A 15,575-nucleotide genomic window follows, 5' to 3' on the forward strand; every position below is an offset into this window, starting at 1 on the left:
CATTGAATGTCTGGGCGCTTGCACTGTGGTGCGCGCTGAAACGTGCATAGAAATTTCGTATTGTGAGAATAAAATTCTGTAATTCGAGATTAGCCATGCGTTCGCCAAGCGTCAATCCAGCGCCGCGGAGACTAGTGCCCACGCGGCTCCACGGCCCCCATGCCGCCATTTGTGACCGCCTCGGGAGCGGAGCCCTTGACCAAAGGTGACCTAGCTCATACAGTTATTTCACTATTCAATAACTAGATTCCACGATGCGAAAAGCTTCAACTCCTCTCACGGCGTCTCGGAACCCTAGTTGCAGCACCACAAAGAAGTGGAGATCCACGATGCAATCGACTCCCCCAGTCGGCGTCACAACGGCTCCGGAGCAGACCATCCTGCCAGGCAGTTCGGTCCATCCGTCCGTAGGAAATGAAACCCTCTGCGATGTAGCGTCCGTCGCAGCAGGCCGCGCCATCAGCCCCAGCCTCTATAACCTCGACCTCGCCCCCACCAAGAAGGAGGGCAGGCGCTGGACCAGCTACAGCATCTTCACCCTCTGGGCCAACGACGTTCACAGCCTTGGCAACTACGCTTTCGCGATCGGCCTCTTTTCGCTTGGCCTGGGCGGGTGGCAAATCCTCGTGGCCCTTGGCATCGGCGCGGTCTTGCTGTTCACCCTCTTGACCTTCTCCGGATTCATGGGCCAGAAGACCGGCGTCCCCTTCCCTGTGATGAGCCGGATCAGCTTCGGCATCCGGGGCGCCCAGCTGGCCAGCCTCGTCCGTGGCGCGGTGGCCATCGCGTGGTTCGGGATCCAGACCTACCTTGCCTCCGTGGTGCTCCGCGTCATGCTTGTCGCGATGTTCCCCGGCCTCAAGGACATGGACGCCAACTCGATCCTTGGGCTGTCCACGCTTGGCTGGATCGCCTTCGTCTCGCTCTGGATTGTCCAGCTGGTCATCGTCAGCTTCGGCATGGAAATGATCCGCAAGTACGAGGCCTTCGCCGGGCCCATCATTCTCGCCACCATGCTGGCCATTGCCATCTGGGTCTTCGTGGAGGCCGGGGGGGCCATCCAGTGGTCCGGCATCAAGGGCCTTGAAGGCGGCGAGATGTGGCGCACGATCTTTGCCGGCGGCGCCCTCTGGGTCTCCATCTACGGCACGTTCGTCCTGAACTTCTGCGACTTCACCCGGTCCTCGGTGTCCAAGAAGTCGATCGTCCGCGGCAACTTCTGGGGCATCCCCATCAACATGCTCCTCTTCGGCGCAATCGTGGTCATCATGGCCGGTGGCCAGTACAAGATCAACGGCAAGATCATTGAAAGCCCCTCGGACATCGTGCAGAGCATCCCCAACACGCTCTTCCTCGTCCTGGCCTGCCTTGCGTTGCTGATCCTGACCATCGCAGTGAACCTCATGGCGAACTTCGTTGCGCCTGTGTACGCGCTCACCAATCTCTTCCCCAAGCACCTGAACTTCCGCAAGGCAGCCTGGGTGAGCGGTACCATCGGCCTGATCATCCTGCCGTGGAACCTTTACAACAATCCCTTGGTGATCGTGTACTTCCTGGGTGGACTCGGCGCGCTGCTCGGCCCGCTGTTCGGCGTCGTCATGGCCGACTACTGGCTGGTGCGTCGCGGCAAGGTCAACATTCTTGACCTTTACACGGACCATCCGTCGGGCACGTACTTCTACAAGCGCGGCGTCAACCCCCGGGCGATCGCCGCAATGGTTCCGGCCGCCGTCGTCGCCGTCCTGATCGCGTTCGTTCCCGCACTCGAGGCCGTGGCACCGTTCGCCTGGTTCTTCGGCGCTGGCATCGCAGCGCTGTGCTACTACGCCTTCGCGGACAAGAAGCAGCAGCACACCGACGTCTCCGGCGAGCCGATCGCCGTCGTCAGCAACCACTAATACTCACCTGACTCGCAGTTGTTGTCGTTTTCGCCCGTCAAAACGACAACAACTGCGAGTCAGTTGGGCGTACCAACCCAATCCAGGAGGAACACATGCGCATCCTCGTCGCAAACGTCAACACCACCCAATCCATGACCGACTCCATCGCAGCCCAGGCGCGGAGCGTCGCGGCTCCCGGCACCGAGATCATCGGCATCACCCCGCGGTTCGGCGCCGATTCCTGCGAAGGGAACTTTGAAAGCTACCTCGCCGCCATCGCCGTGATGGACCGCGTGGTCAACTACCCCGAACCGTTCGACGCCGTCATCCAGGCCGGCTATGGCGAGCACGGCCGCGAGGGACTCCAGGAGCTCCTCGACGTTCCGGTGGTCGACATCACCGAGGCTGCGGCCAGCACCGCGATGTTCCTCGGCCACAAATACTCCGTGGTCACCACCCTGGACCGCGCGGTCCCGCTCATCGAAGACCGCCTCAAGCTCGCCGGGCTGGATGACCGCTGTGCCTCCGTCCGCGCGAGCGGCATGGCAGTGCTGGAACTCGAGGAATACCCGGACCGCGCAGTCGAAGCCATCGTGGAACAAGCTGAACGAGCCGTGCGTGACGACAAAGCGGAGGTCATCGTCCTCGGCTGCGGCGGGATGGCAGGACTCGACGAACAGATCCGCCAACGCTGCGGCGTTCCGGTGGTGGATGGTGTCGCAGCCGCGGTGACCATCGCCGAGTCGCTCGTCCGCCTGGGACTGTCCACGTCCAAGGTCCGGACCTACGCCACCCCGCGCCCCAAGACCGTCATAGGCTGGCCCCTGACCACCACGGACACGACGACGGCGGATGCTCCCGCCGCGCGCTGAGCCCGACAAACAGGAGGACCGCGTGAGCGAAACCATCCCTACCCGGCCCCGGGTCGCCGTCGTCACCGGAGCCGGCTCCGGGATCGGGCGGGCAGTTGCCCGGCTTCTGTTGGCGGAGGGCTACCGTGTTGCCCTTGCGGGACGGCGGGAAGCGCAGCTTCTGGAGACCGCTGACGGCCACCCTGCGGCGCTCGTGGTGCCGTGCGATGTCACAGTGCCCGACGACGTCGCGCGCCTTTTCGAAGCGGCCCGCCAACGCTGGGGGAGGGTTGATGTCCTGTTCAACAATGCGGGCATTTTCGGCCCCTCCGGCGGCGTGGACGAGATCAGCGTGGCCGATTGGAATGCCACGCTGTCCGTGAACGTCACAGGCTCCATGCTGTGCGCGGCCGAGGCCGTGCGGACCATGAAGTCCCAGGAACCGCAGGGCGGGCGCATCATCAACAACGGCTCCATCTCTGCCCATTCGCCGCGGCCATTGTCCGTCGCGTACACCGTGAGCAAGCACGCCATGAGCGGCCTGACCAAGAGCATTGAGCTGGACGGGCGTCCGTATGGCATTACCTGCGGGCAGATCGATATCGGCAACACCCGTACCGAGATCATGGACACCATCGGCGTGGGCTCGGGGGCGCTCCAGGCCGATGGAAGCAGGCGCGTGGAGCCGATGTTTCCCGTGGAGGATGCCGCCCGCGCGGTGCTCATGATGGCGAACATGCCGGCTTCGGCCAACGTCGGCTCCGTGGTGGTGACCGCGGCGGGGATGCCGTTCGTGGGCCGCGGCTAGAAGATCGACCAGCCCGTGCGGGTGGTGAACTCATCGAGAGCGGCAACGCCCGCGAGTGAATTCCCGGATCGCCCCAGGCCCGGGCTCCAGACGCAGATGGTGCATTTGTTGGGTACCACGGCCACAATGCCGCCGCCCACCCCGCTCTTGCCCGGGAGTCCCACGCGGTAGGCGAATTCGCCCGCGGCGTCGTAGGTCCCGCAGGTGAGCATCACGGCGTTGACTCTCTTGGTCTGGGACGGGGACAAAAGCGCCGTGCCGTTCCCGCGCAATCCGTTGTTGGCCAGAAACCTGCTCGCGAGGGCCAAGTCAGTGCAGCTCATTTCGAGCGCGCACTGGTCAATGTAGGCCTCGAGGACCGAGTCCACCGGGTTTTCGAGGTTTCCGTAGCTGGCCAGGAAGTGTGCCAGCGACGCGTTGCGGTGACTGTTCGCCGCTTCCGAGGCCGCCACCACCGGGTCGGCATCGATCGAGTTGTTGCCGCTTTCCTGCCGAAGCAATTCCCGGACGGGAGATGGCGAGCTCCCCACGATGCTGAGCAGCCTGTCGGTGACAACCAGGGCGCCGGCGTTGATGAACGGATTCCGCGGAATTCCGTCTTCGTGTTCCAGCTGCACCAGGGAATTGAACGGATTGCCGGAAGGCTCCCGGAACACCCGCTTCCAGATCCTGTCGCCATCCCCGGCCAGCACCAGGGCAAGGGCGTAGACCTTCGAAATGCTTTGGATGGAGAAAGGCACGTCAGCGTCTCCGGAGGCGAACACGTCGCCGTCGGAGGTTGCGACGGAAATGCCGAATTGCTGGGTATCCACCGCGGCCAGGCTTGGGATGTAGTCTGCAGGCGCTCCTTGACCGAGCAAGGGCTGGACCGTGCCGACGATGTCTTCAAGGAGATTCTGGAGATCCATGTTTCTTAGTTCCGTCCTTCGGAGTAGGTCCACAGCCTGAGCTGAAGATGAGCGAGCAGCCGTTGCTCTGCGGAGTGGAGGTCGATGCCCGCCACTTCGCACGCACGCCTCAGGCGGTAATGCACCGTATTCCGGTGGACGGCCAGTTCCTCCGCGCACCGGTTCACATCGCCGAAGAATTCAAGGTAGGTCAACAGCGTTGTGGCGAACTCGGGGTATCGGTTGCACAGCACGGTGGTGCCCCCGTGCCGAAGGTCGGTCCTCGATGCCAGAAGCTCCAGCAATTCCTTCGTCAAAACGGTTGTTTCCACGTCGGCATAGGACGCCACATGGATTAAGGGTGTGCTTTCCAGGACCTTCAATACACTGCGGACATGCTCCAGCGTGCCATGCAATGCGTCGAGGCGTTCGACCACGGGTCCGACGGCGGCCTGCACCTGGCAGTGCAGGTGGACCCTTGCATCCCGGACAATGAGGTTGATGAGGCGGTTGATGGCCGGCGGGGACTTCACTGGGTCAAGATCGGGAAGAATCATGGCTATTTCCAGGCCGATCGCTCCCACCACGGCACCTGGTCGGTAGGCCGCCGCATGGATCGATGCCACATTCGCCAGCTCGCCGCGCCGCAGTTGCAGGCCCGCTGCGGAATCGTCGTCGCCTTTGGCGGAAATCAGGACGAGCGCTGCCGGCTTGGATGGATCGATGCCCGCGGACTGTGCCTGGGAGTGGATCTGCGGAGTGCCGCTGAGCAGGCTGGAGATCCTGTCGCGCCGCAGTGCCTGGGACTGTTCGTTGCGGTGCCGGACCAGTTCTATCGCCGCGTGCCGTGCAGCTCCGACCATGAGCTGGTCCGTGTTGGGAGCGAGGGGTTCCTTCCCTTCTTGAAGCCAGATGTACCCCAGGATCCTGTTGCCCGCGTGGATACCGATGGCCACCCGTTCCCGTAGACCTTCTGTCGGGTTGGCTTCCATGTGGATGGGAGCTTCGGTCGCTTGCAGGTGCTTATAGACCCCGGACTCTTTCAACAGTTTTTGGTAGCGTTCGGGTCCACGCCGGGCCAGGATGGAGAGCCTGCGGAGTTCATCGACGTCGTTTGAGGCCGGTGAATACGCCAGGACGCGGTTTGCGGGATCCTCAATGACGACGTGGCCGTTGCTCAGAGTCGCCGTGGTCTGGGCGATCGCAAAGAGATCCCGGTGCATGATCGTGGACGCGTCCGTGGAAAGTGCTGGCTCCTGGATGCGGTCCTTGGCGATACTCTCCAGCGTGCCCCAGCTCATTGCGGGAGACACGGCAATCAGGCCGATTCCAGTGGGAAGCAGCACTTCCCGGACGGCGTCCAGTTCCTCCTCGCTTCCTTTGACCGCGACGGCGGCGGGGTAGTCCGGAATCAGCTTCCGGATGCTCGGCAGTGCCGCGCGACCCCGGACCCCGATCAGCAAGACCAAGCTCCCGCGTTGGACGGACGTCTCGTCCTCCGCGTCCACGATCACGGTTTCACGAACCGTGCCATTGTCCATTCCGGGAGGAACCAGCAGCTGCCCGTTGTCGACGCCGATGTCTTCAAGTATGTCGCTGAGCATGGCGCCAATGACATGCTCAGCAGATTCAAGGGGTGCCACCCGTATTCACTTCCTCTAAGCGGCTTAGCCGCGCTCACAGCCATGAACATTACTCGCACTCTGGCGGAACGAAGTTGTTATTGGCGCACAACGGGGATCCGGCGAATTTAGCTGGCCAGACAGTTCCTTCCCTTCCGCCGGAACCTAGAGTTGTTTTCCGTCCCTCCGCTGATGATCCAGCAGTGCAGCTGTGATCCAACACTCAAGCCGGGGGACAAGTTCTGGAGCATGCAGCCGCACCCGCGGAACCGGAGTCAAAGGAGACCCCTGGAATGAAACGCACACTGAACTCGCCTGCGCCGAGCCCGATCGCCGGAGCTCGGATTACCGGGCTTGATCCCGCTGATTCGCTGGAAAACAACCGGGAGATTCTTGGCGACCGTTCAACGTCGGCGCAGGACTTTTCGAGCGAGGAGGCCGGGTACCACAAGACGCTCAAACCACGGCAGATCCAAATGATAGCCATCGGGGGAGCGATCGGAACGGGCCTTTTCATGGGGGCAGGTGGCCGATTGAACGGTTCCGGCCCAGCCTTGATCTTCGTTTACGCCCTTTGTGGGTTCTTTGCATTCCTGATCCTGCGCGCCCTCGGCGAGCTGGTCCTCCACAGGCCATCCTCGGGTTCGTTCGTGTCCTATGCCAGGGAGTTTTACGGCGAGAAGATGGCCTATGCGGCCGGCTGGCTGTACTTCCTCAACTGGGCCATGACGTCGATTGTCGATGTCACGGCGGTGGCGCTTTACGTCAAGTTCTGGGGGCAATTCTGGGAGCCGCTGCAAACAATCCCGCAATGGCTTATCGCACTTTGCGCCCTTGTCGTTGTCCTGGCACTGAACCTCGTTTCCGTGAAGATCTTCGGTGAGATGGAATTCTGGTTCGCGCTGATCAAGGTGACCGCGCTGGTAGCCTTCCTCGTCGTCGGGGTCTGCTTCATCGTCTTTGGTGGGAAGACCGACATCGGCGTTCCAGGGCTGGGCGTGATCCTGGACCACGGCGGAGCTTTCCCGACCGGTGCCGTAGCACCCTTGCTGGCGATCAGCGGCGTCGTGTTCGCGTATGCCGCGATTGAACTTGTTGGTACGGCTGCAGGCGAAACTGCCAACCCGGAAAAGGTGATGCCCAAGGCCGTCAACACGGTCGTCTTCCGGATTGCGCTCTTCTATGTCGGTTCCGTGGTGCTGCTCTCGCTGCTCTTGCCGTTCACTGCGTACAAATCCGGCGAATCGCCCTTCGTCACGTTCTTTTCCCATCTCGGAGATCCCCATGCCGCGGCCGTTTCGGCATCGGTGATGAACTTCGTCGTCCTGACAGCGGCCTTGTCGAGCCTCAACGCCGGCCTCTATTCCACGGGCCGGATCTTGAGGTCGATGGCGGTCAATGGCTCCGCGCCACAGTTCACCGCCAGGATGAGCAAATCGGGGGTGCCGTTTGGCGGCATCCTGCTGACAGCCGTGATTACTCTGCTTGGCGTCGGCCTGAATGCCCTGGTCCCGTCCCAAGTATTCGAGATCGTTCTCGAGGTCTCTGCGATCGGAATCATCGGCGGCTGGGCAACCATCATCCTGTGCCACATCAGGCTTCAGGCCTGGGTCAGGCTCGGCAAGGCCGTTCGTCCGTCATTCCGGCTCTTCGGAGCCCCCTTCACCTCATACCTCACGCTCGCCTTCCTTGCCTTCGTTCTTGTCACGATGGGCTTCTCGGAGACGGGGCGCTGGGTCCTCGCTTCCCTTCTGCTCCTGATACCCCTGCTCATTGCCGGCTGGTTCGCTTGCCGCAAACGCATCCTGGAGGCAGCCGAGGCCCGGCACGGCCACACTGGCGACCTTCCCGTCGTCGCCGGTTCCTTCTCCCAGGGCGGCCAACGCTCCTGATGCACAACGAATTGATGGAAAGCGGAACCACTTTGCCCGGCACCACGCCCCGAAACAGTAGCGCCACCCTGACCACGGAAACCACTCCGACCAAGCGAAGGCACGTGAACAGCCAACCTCCAAGGCAGGACATCCGGACGCCTAGCAGCGCGTGGCGTTCGCGTGCTGACGCTTGGGAGTTTCTCGGGTACGCGTTCAAGCAGCTGGCAAAGGGCGGACCGGGAATGCAGTCGCGCTCCGGACTGCAGGACCAAGCCGTCCAGGCGCTGCGCCTTCTTCAGGCCATGGAACTGTATTGGGCGGCGCCGGGGCTCGCCGCGTTGGCGCCCCTACTGGACTGCATGGATTCGGGTGATTACGACGCCGGATTGGACATGATCCGCGGGATGGCCCACCTGATGCCTTCCGCGGGACCGGGACCAGCCGGTCCGCGCCCAGCCAGCCCGGGACCGGTCAGCCCGGACCGTGTCGGCCCGGAATCAGGGCAGCCCGGGGCGGAGCGCTCCATTCCGGGTGTTCAGGACGAAGATTCCCGGGAGCGACGGCCTGTAAGGGAGCGTCCCCGGTTCGATGTCCTGTTCGTCGACGACATCACTGAAAAAGAAGCCGATGCGCTGAAGGCGGAATTGCTGGCCCAGCGGAGGCCGTCCGATGCCTTCACCTATGAACTCATCGTAGTTCCCAGCTACGAGGATGCGCTGGTTGCCTTGATCCTGAACCCAGCCATCCAAGCGTGCATTCTCCGCCCGGGATTCAGCATCGCCAGCAGCCAGCCGCTTGGCCGCGACCTGAGGAACTACCTTGCCTTCCTCGTGGGCCCTGAACTTGCCGGCATGCCGCCGTTGGGCAGGTTCCTCAGCCTTGCCGAGCAGATCTCCGAATTACGCCCCGAACTGGATATGTACCTGGTAGCCGGTGTGGCCATGGAGAGCCTCGCGGGCTCCCTGACGAAGCGGTTCCGGAGGATTTTCCGCAGGCAGGACAATCTCGACCTGCACCTGTCGCTGTTGTCGGGTGTTGCCGAGCGCTACCGGACCCCGTTTTTCACCGCGCTTCAGGAATACAGTCGGCGGCCGGCCAGCGTCTTCCACGCCTTGCCGATCTCCCGCGGTGGCTCGGTGGGCAATTCGCCCTGGATCCGCGACATGGCCGATTTCTACGGCATGAACCTCCTCTTGGCCGAGACGTCCGCGACGTCGGGAGGCCTCGATTCGCTGTTGGATCCGCACGGGTCGATCAAGGAGGCCCAAGACTTGGCGGCGCGGGCTTTCGGTTCCCAGAAAACCTTCTTCGTCACGAATGGAACGTCCACCGCCAACAAGATCGTCCATCAGTCCATCCTTGCTCCAGGAGATGTGGTCCTCGTCGACCGCAACTGCCACAAATCACATCACTACGCTTTCGTCCTCGCCGGAGCCCGGGTTTCCTACTTGGACGCCTACCCGCTGGACAAGTTCGCCTTCTACGGTGCCGTGCCCTTGGCCACGATCAAGGCCCGGTTGCTGGCCTACCGACGTGCGGGGCGCCTGGACGAAGTCAAGATGATCACACTGACCAACTGCACCTTCGACGGCATCGTCTATGACGTAGAACGCGTCATGGAAGAATGTCTCGCCATCAAACCGGACCTCGTCTTCCTTTGGGACGAGGCCTGGTTCGCCTTCGCCCGGTCCCACCCTGTCTTTCGGCGCAGGACGGCCATGGCCGCGGCGAGGAAGCTTGAGGCCTCATTCAGTGATCCCGGCTATGCCGCCAGGCACGCCGAACAAACGACATCGCTCCACGATCCGGCGACGGGCGCGCCCGCCGATGATGAACACTGGCTGAAGACCCGGCTTATTCCGGATCCAGCGAAAGCGCGGCTGCGCGTCTACGCCACGCAGTCCACCCACAAGACCCTCACCTCGCTACGTCAGGGATCCATGATCCATGTCTTCGACCAAGACTTCAGCGAGCATAACCAAGAGTCATTTCGCGAAGCATATATGACCCACACCTCCACGTCGCCCAATTATCAGATCCTTGCTTCGCTCGACATCGGGCGCCGCCAGGTGGAGCTTGAGGGCTTCGGGCTGGTTCAGAAACAGGCGGATCTGGCAACCATCGTTGCCCAGGCAGTGGCCCGCCACCCCGTGCTGAAGAATTACTTCCGGGTCCTCACATCGAGGGACCTTATTGCGGCGCCCTATCGGGAAACCGGCAGTGCCATGCCGCTCCGGGATGGGCTGGCTGCACTGGCCGACGCCTGGCTGCACGACGAGTTCGTCGTCGACCCCAGCCGCCTCACGCTGGACATCAGCCGGACAGGGATCGACGGCGATACTTTCCGGCACAGGTACCTCGCCGACAAGCACGGCATCCAAGTCAACAAGACGTCCCGGAACACCGTGCTCTTCATGACCAACATCGGCACCTCCCGCAGCGCGGTCGCCTACCTGATCGAGGTCCTTGTCAAGCTGGCCGAGTCCTTCGAAGAGGAACAGCCGGCGCGGAAAACGGCAGACGAAGGTCTCGCCGCGGGCCTCACGGGAACCACTCCGCCGTTGCCCGATTTCAGCAGCTTCGCGGACCGCTACCGGTGCGATCCGCTCAGTCCTGATGGGGACATCCGTGCCGCCTATTTCGAGAGCTACAAGGATGGATCAACCACCTACCTGTCCGCCGGAGACCTCAAGGCCAGGATCGCGGAAGGCGAGGAAGTTGTTTCGGCCGGATTCGTCACACCCTACCCTCCGGGCTTCCCCATCCTTGTCCCGGGCCAGGTCATCACCAGCCAGGCGTTGGAGTTCATGGAGGCTCTCGATACGCGGGAAGTCCACGGCTTCGACCCGCTTCGTGGGTTCAGGATCTTCGCGGACAAGGCGGTCGAGGGCGCGCAGCACTGAATTCACGCATTCCACATTGTGAAATTTGAATTTCCCCTTGTGGAATCGTGTGAGCGGGATTACATTTGAAAACAACCCCCGAAATCAGGGGCTGTTCCCAAACTGATTGGTTCAGATCAATGAAGATCCCAGACTCTGCGGCGCTGAAGGCGAGTTCGGCCCCGCGGAAGAAGAAGCCACTGTACAAGTCGCTCTTCTTCCAAATTCTGATCGCCGTCGTCGCAGGTGTACTCATCGGCCATTTCTGGCCGAACATCGGGTCCACCCTCCGGCCACTGGGCGATGGTTTCATTCAACTCATCAAGATGATCATCGCCCCGCTGATCTTCCTCGTGATCGTCACGGGCATCTCGGCAGTGGGCGACGTCAAGGCGGTCGGAAGAGTCGGGGTCAAGGCCCTCCTGTACTTCACCGGCGCCACGCTTTTCGCATTGGTCTTCGGCCTGATCGTCGGAAACCTTGTCCAGCCGGGTGCCGGACTCCATATCGATCCCAACTCACTTTCGCAGGATGCCCTGAAGGCCCAGACCGGGAATGCGGCGCCCAAGGATGCAGCTTCCTTCATCCTCGACGTGATCCCCACCAGCGTCATCGGAGCATTCGCGAACAATAGCCTGCTCCAGGTCCTCTTCTTCTCGGTCTTCTTCGGCGCGGCCATCGTCGTCATCGGGCGCGAGCGTTGCCTCCCGGTCATCAGCCTCATGGAAACCGTCCTGGAACTGGTCTTCAAGATCATGTCCTGGATCATGAAGGTGGCACCGATCGGCGCATTCGGTGCCATGGCGTACATCATCGGCCAGTACGGGCTTGACACGCTTGGGACCTACGCACTCCTCATCGCCTGTTGCTATGGGGCTGCCATAGTGTTCATCGCCCTGCTGTTCCTGGTGGCGTGGAGCTTTGCGAGGGTGCCGCTGTGGCAATTCCTGAAGTACACCCGGGAAGAGTTCCTCCTGGCACTCGGCACGGCATCCACGGAGTCTGTCCTCCCTCGCATCATGACCAAGCTGACGAACGCCGGCTGCTCACGGGCCACCACCGGTTTGGTGGTCCCCACCGGCTACTCGTTCAACCTCGACGGCGCCGCGATCTACCTCTCGATTTCCCTGCTGTTCCTGGCCCAGGCCTTCGGCCACCACCTGGACCTCGGCCAGCAGTTGGCGGCCCTGGGTGTCCTGCTCTTGACGTCCAAGGGCATGGCGGGCGTACCCGGCTCGTCGTTCCTGGCACTCTCCGCAACGGCGGCTGCACTTGGCATCTTCCCGGTTGCCGGCGTCGCCCTGCTCCTGGGTGCCGACCGGCTCATGGACTCCATGCGCGTCGTCGTGAACCTCATGGGCAACTGCGTGGCCACGTTTGTGGTGGCTAAATGGGAGGGCCAGTTTGACCGCGACGTCATGGTCCGCGCCTTCCGGGGCGAAATCACCAACGAGGACTCCGCCATCATGCTCGGCGCCGTGGACGTGTTCGAAGCGCAGGAACTCGAACGGATCAGCGAAGGACGCGAACCCTCCCCGAAGTTCAGTGGCGGCCCGAATCCCGATGCGGTTCCGCAATTCGAGATGAGCAAGCCCGGCCAACACCAGAGTCCCTCCGTCAGCCCGGACTGAGCACCACGCACCATCCGCAATCGCCCCACGGCGCTCCCGTGGGGCGATCTGTTTGCTTAGGGGCTTGCGAAAAGCGGTAGTAGCTCCGCCAAGTCCGCGCGCAGACCCGACGCGGCTACCCGGCCGGCGTCGACGGCTGCGGACCACGCCAAACGGCCGGTGACCATCGCGAGCCAGGTGGCGGCGTCGCACTCTATGACGTTGGGTGGGGTGCCCCGCGTGTGTCGCGGGCCCTCCACGCACTGCGTAACGCCGAACGGCGGGACCCTGACTTCCACCGAATTGCCCGGGGCCCGGGCGGTCAGTTCTTCCAGCGAGTAACGCACCGCCGTGGCCAGGACGGCGCGCGACGGCGACATCCCCGGCCCGGCTTCTTGTCCCGCAGTGTCCTGCCCGACGGCGGCCTGCCATGCGGCGAGTGCCGCGCGGCCTTCCTCAAGGTCGATCCGGCGTCGTGCAATTGCCATGGTCAGTAGTTCCAATCAGTCCAGCAGCGCCGAAACGGCATGGCCGAGGCGGATCCTGCCCACCGAGTGGCCGCCGCCGAGGACGGGCTCCACGACTTTTTCGAGCACGCTTGACACGCCGGGAATGTCCACAGCGCCGGCAACAGCCAGAAGCGTGAGCCCGACCAGAGTGGCCGCGCGGGGATTCCCGTCGAGGATCTTCACTGCGACAGAGGCGCCTGTGGGGGTTGCCAAGACCAGGACGCCTTCCGCGCCGCCCTTGGCGAGCACTTCGAGTTCGTCCATGACGATGGTGTTCGCCTCGCCGCGGCCTTGCACTGCCCACGGGTAGTCCAGCATGGACGTGGCAATGGTGGCCGCGCGGGCGTTGGAGCTCTGGTCCCGCGGGGCCCGGGCCAAGCGTGAATAGGCCCGAGCCAGCCCGGTCAGGGAAATCGCGGCGACGGGTGCACCGCAGCCATCGATGCCCAAGTGGGCGATTTTCTCGTCGCTGTATTCCTCGATCACGGACCGCACGCGCTGCTGCAACGGATGGTTGGGCTCCAGGTAACTGTGGGTGTCCCAGCCGTTCTCGGTGCAGGCCCAAAGGAACGCTGCATGCTTGCCTGAGCAATTGAAGGCCAGTTTGGACTTGCCATGCTCTGAACGGATCAGCCAATTGCGGGCGACCTCGTCCTGCGGCCATGCCGGGGGGCATTGCAGTTGCTCTTCCCGGACGCCGGCCGCCTTCAGCATGCCTTCCACCACGTCCATGTGGTCCAGCGAGCCCACATGGCTGGCGCAGGCCAAAGCCACCTGGGCGCCGCGGAGCGGTACGCCCGACTGCATTGACGCGAGGGCCTGGAAAGGCTTGAGCGCGGAGCGGGCGTAGATGGGCGTGGTGATGTCGCCGAGCCGGGTCACAACGGAGCCGTCAGCGGAAAGAACCACGGCGGAACCGATATGGCGCGATTCGATGAAGCCGCTGCGCTCGATCACTGCCAGTTCGACGGCGGACTCAACGCTGAAGGTTTCATGCGAACTCAAGGGCATGATGCAAGTCTAGGGTGAAGAAACCGTCTTCCCGGGCTACTCCACGGTCACCATGACGGACTGCCATCCCGAGGCGCCGTCAGGCACGGGATCCGCCCGCTTTTCAGTCTGCAGTTCGCCTGTTCCGTCGGTGGCCCGGACCTTGATGTAGTGGGGTCCGGGAGTGGCGTCCCAGTTGTAGGACCACTGGCGCCACGTCACAACAGACGCCTCCGCGGCAAGGGTGGCTTCCGCCCACGGGCCGTTGTCGATCTGGATCTCCACCTTCTTGATGCCACGGGTCTGGGCCCAGGCCGTGCCACCCAACGCGACCCTGCCGGCCGGAACCCTGGCGAAGGACTTGGGCACTTCAACGCGGGCCATGGTCTTGATCGGACCCCGCTCGGACCAGCCACGGGTGGTCCAATAGGCTTTGCTGTCGGCGAATCGGGTGACTTCCAGGTCAACCACCCATTTGGTTGCGGAGACGAAGCCGTAGAGGCCGGGAACCACCATGCGCACGGGGTAGCCGTGCTCCAGCGGGAGGGGTTCGCCGTTCATGCCGATGGCCAGGATGGCGTCCCTCCCGTCCTGGAGCACCTCCAGAGGAGTGGAGGCGCTGAAGCCGTCGATCGAGGTGGAGAGGACCATGTCCGCTCCGGGCTTTGGCCGGGCCTGTTTGAGCGCATCGCGGATGGGCATGCCCAACCATTTGGCGTTGCCGGCCAGGTTTCCGCCCACGGGGTTGGACACGCAAGTGAGCGATACGTGGGTTTCTATCAGTTGGGCGTCGAGCAGATCCTGGAAGCTCAGCCGGACCTCTTGTTCCACCAGTCCGTGGATTCGCAGTTCCCAATCCTGGACGTTGATTTCCGGCACGCTCAAGGCGGTGTCGATCCTGTAGAAGTCCTTGGCCGGGGTGAGCCAGGGGGTGACTCCCGGCGTCGGGGACTGGACGCCCGCGGGGACCGGAGCAGCCGCCCGGGCCGGAGCTGGAAGTTTCAGCGAATCCCGTGCCTTCGCCACATTGCTGCGCGCGGCGCTGAGGAACCGGCCGCCGCCGGCAGCGATGGCCGCTGCGGCAACGGTAATGCCGGTAGCGGCGAAGAAGGTTCGGCGCGTGGTGGCGGGACGTTCGAGGCCTTTGGCGGCGGTGTCGGCCGGGGCGTCAGGGAAGGACCGCAGGCGCCAGAGCCGGGCCACCAAGAAGCGGAGCACGATGAGTCCGGCCACTGTCCCGATCAGGCTCGGTATGGAATCCACGGGCTTCACGCTGGCCCGTGTCACCACGGCACCCACAATCACTGCGCCCATGCCCAGCACGCCCAACACGCCCAGGGCCCAATTGCGAAAGGCAACGACGCCCAGCACGCATGCGAGCACGAAGATGGTCAGGCCCATGCCGACGAACAGGGCGGCTTTGTCATTGGTGCCGAAAGTAGTGACGGCGAAGTCCTTCATCCAGGGCGGCGTGAAGTCGATGAACGTAGAACCCAGCGCAATCACGGGAGTAGCCCGGGCCGTGAAGAAGGCGCCGATCAGTTCCGCAACGGAAAGTACGACGGCGGCGGCAGCCACCCCGGCCAGTGCAGCCAATACGGTGGGTCCCCTGAGCCAGTTCCTGAGCTTCTTCATGCAGGTTGTTCGTAGCCGGGAGCCCCC

The 15,575-nt window shown here is 63.2% G+C and carries 11 protein-coding genes; 6 read left to right on the forward strand and 5 right to left on the reverse strand.

Annotated elements, in window-relative coordinates:
- Positions 1–329: 329 nt before the first annotated feature.
- The 3 genes from KNN17_RS18615 to KNN17_RS18625 all read left to right on the forward strand — a co-directional run bounded on the left by KNN17_RS18615 (position 330) and on the right by KNN17_RS18625 (position 3,539).
- Positions 330–1,898, forward strand: a complete 1,569-nt coding sequence (locus KNN17_RS18615; protein ID WP_241710376.1) for an NCS1 family nucleobase:cation symporter-1 — start codon at positions 330–332, stop codon at positions 1,896–1,898.
- A gap of 95 nt (positions 1,899–1,993) precedes the next feature.
- Positions 1,994–2,752, forward strand: a complete 759-nt coding sequence (locus tag KNN17_RS18620; RefSeq protein ID WP_241710377.1) for an aspartate/glutamate racemase family protein — start codon at positions 1,994–1,996, stop codon at positions 2,750–2,752.
- Between the two features lie 22 nt (positions 2,753–2,774).
- Positions 2,775–3,539, forward strand: a complete 765-nt coding sequence (locus tag KNN17_RS18625; protein ID WP_241710378.1) for an SDR family oxidoreductase — start codon at positions 2,775–2,777, stop codon at positions 3,537–3,539.
- On the opposite strand, the gene KNN17_RS18630 is transcribed toward KNN17_RS18625, so the two are convergent.
- Positions 3,536–4,447: a glutaminase gene (locus KNN17_RS18630; RefSeq protein ID WP_241710379.1), complete on the reverse strand. Its 912-nt coding sequence runs from the start codon at positions 4,445–4,447 to the stop codon at positions 3,536–3,538. The two genes, KNN17_RS18625 and KNN17_RS18630, sit on opposite strands and share 4 nt — an antisense overlap.
- Before the next feature lie 5 nt (positions 4,448–4,452).
- Positions 4,453–6,069, reverse strand: a complete 1,617-nt coding sequence (locus KNN17_RS18635; RefSeq protein WP_241710380.1) for a PucR family transcriptional regulator — start codon at positions 6,067–6,069, stop codon at positions 4,453–4,455.
- Between the two features lie 272 nt (positions 6,070–6,341).
- Here KNN17_RS18635 and KNN17_RS18640 point away from each other — a divergent pair, with 272 nt between their 5' ends.
- The 3 genes from KNN17_RS18640 (at position 6,342) to dctA (ending at position 12,435) form a co-directional block, all read left to right on the forward strand.
- Positions 6,342–7,940 (forward strand): amino acid permease, encoded by a 1,599-nt coding sequence (locus KNN17_RS18640; RefSeq protein WP_241710381.1) that lies wholly within the window; start codon positions 6,342–6,344, stop codon positions 7,938–7,940.
- 104 nt (positions 7,941–8,044) lie between these two features.
- Complete coding sequence (locus KNN17_RS18645) at positions 8,045–10,825, forward strand: aminotransferase class I/II-fold pyridoxal phosphate-dependent enzyme (protein WP_241710382.1); 2,781 nt, start codon at positions 8,045–8,047, stop codon at positions 10,823–10,825.
- A gap of 119 nt (positions 10,826–10,944) precedes the next feature.
- Positions 10,945–12,435: a C4-dicarboxylate transporter DctA gene (dctA, locus tag KNN17_RS18650; RefSeq protein ID WP_078107610.1), complete on the forward strand. Its 1,491-nt coding sequence runs from the start codon at positions 10,945–10,947 to the stop codon at positions 12,433–12,435.
- Between the two features lie 56 nt (positions 12,436–12,491).
- Here the strand turns inward: dctA and KNN17_RS18655 are convergent, their stop codons facing one another.
- From KNN17_RS18655 to KNN17_RS18665, 3 genes are read right to left on the reverse strand one after another with little or no spacing between them, the layout of a single operon-like run.
- Positions 12,492–12,902 (reverse strand): sterol carrier family protein, encoded by a 411-nt coding sequence (locus KNN17_RS18655; RefSeq protein WP_241710383.1) that lies wholly within the window; start codon positions 12,900–12,902, stop codon positions 12,492–12,494.
- Positions 12,903–12,917: 15 nt separating this feature from the next.
- Positions 12,918–13,934, reverse strand: a complete 1,017-nt coding sequence (locus tag KNN17_RS18660; protein ID WP_241710384.1) for an asparaginase — start codon at positions 13,932–13,934, stop codon at positions 12,918–12,920.
- A gap of 36 nt (positions 13,935–13,970) precedes the next feature.
- Complete coding sequence (locus KNN17_RS18665; RefSeq protein ID WP_241710385.1) at positions 13,971–15,548, reverse strand: molybdopterin-dependent oxidoreductase; 1,578 nt, start codon at positions 15,546–15,548, stop codon at positions 13,971–13,973.
- Between the last annotated feature and the right edge of the window lie 27 nt (positions 15,549–15,575).

It is taken from the genome of Arthrobacter bambusae (assembly GCF_022606295.1).
GTDB classification, from domain to species: domain Bacteria; phylum Actinomycetota; class Actinomycetes; order Actinomycetales; family Micrococcaceae; genus Arthrobacter; species Arthrobacter bambusae_A.

Excerpts from the sequence above, each read along its gene's own strand:
- KNN17_RS18615 (WP_241710376.1), top strand. The coding sequence starts at position 330 with ATGCAATCGACTCCCCCAGTCGGCGTCACAACGGCTCCGGAGCAGACC.
- KNN17_RS18620 (WP_241710377.1), top strand. The coding sequence starts at position 1,994 with ATGCGCATCCTCGTCGCAAACGTCAACACCACCCAATCCATGACCGAC.
- KNN17_RS18630 (WP_241710379.1), bottom strand. The coding sequence starts at position 4,447 with ATGGATCTCCAGAATCTCCTTGAAGACATCGTCGGCACGGTCCAGCCC.
- KNN17_RS18640 (WP_241710381.1), top strand. The coding sequence starts at position 6,342 with ATGAAACGCACACTGAACTCGCCTGCGCCGAGCCCGATCGCCGGAGCT.
- dctA (WP_078107610.1), top strand. The coding sequence starts at position 10,945 with ATGAAGATCCCAGACTCTGCGGCGCTGAAGGCGAGTTCGGCCCCGCGG.
- KNN17_RS18655 (WP_241710383.1), bottom strand. The coding sequence starts at position 12,902 with ATGGCAATTGCACGACGCCGGATCGACCTTGAGGAAGGCCGCGCGGCA.
- KNN17_RS18660 (WP_241710384.1), bottom strand. The coding sequence starts at position 13,934 with ATGCCCTTGAGTTCGCATGAAACCTTCAGCGTTGAGTCCGCCGTCGAA.
- KNN17_RS18665 (WP_241710385.1), bottom strand. The coding sequence starts at position 15,548 with ATGAAGAAGCTCAGGAACTGGCTCAGGGGACCCACCGTATTGGCTGCA.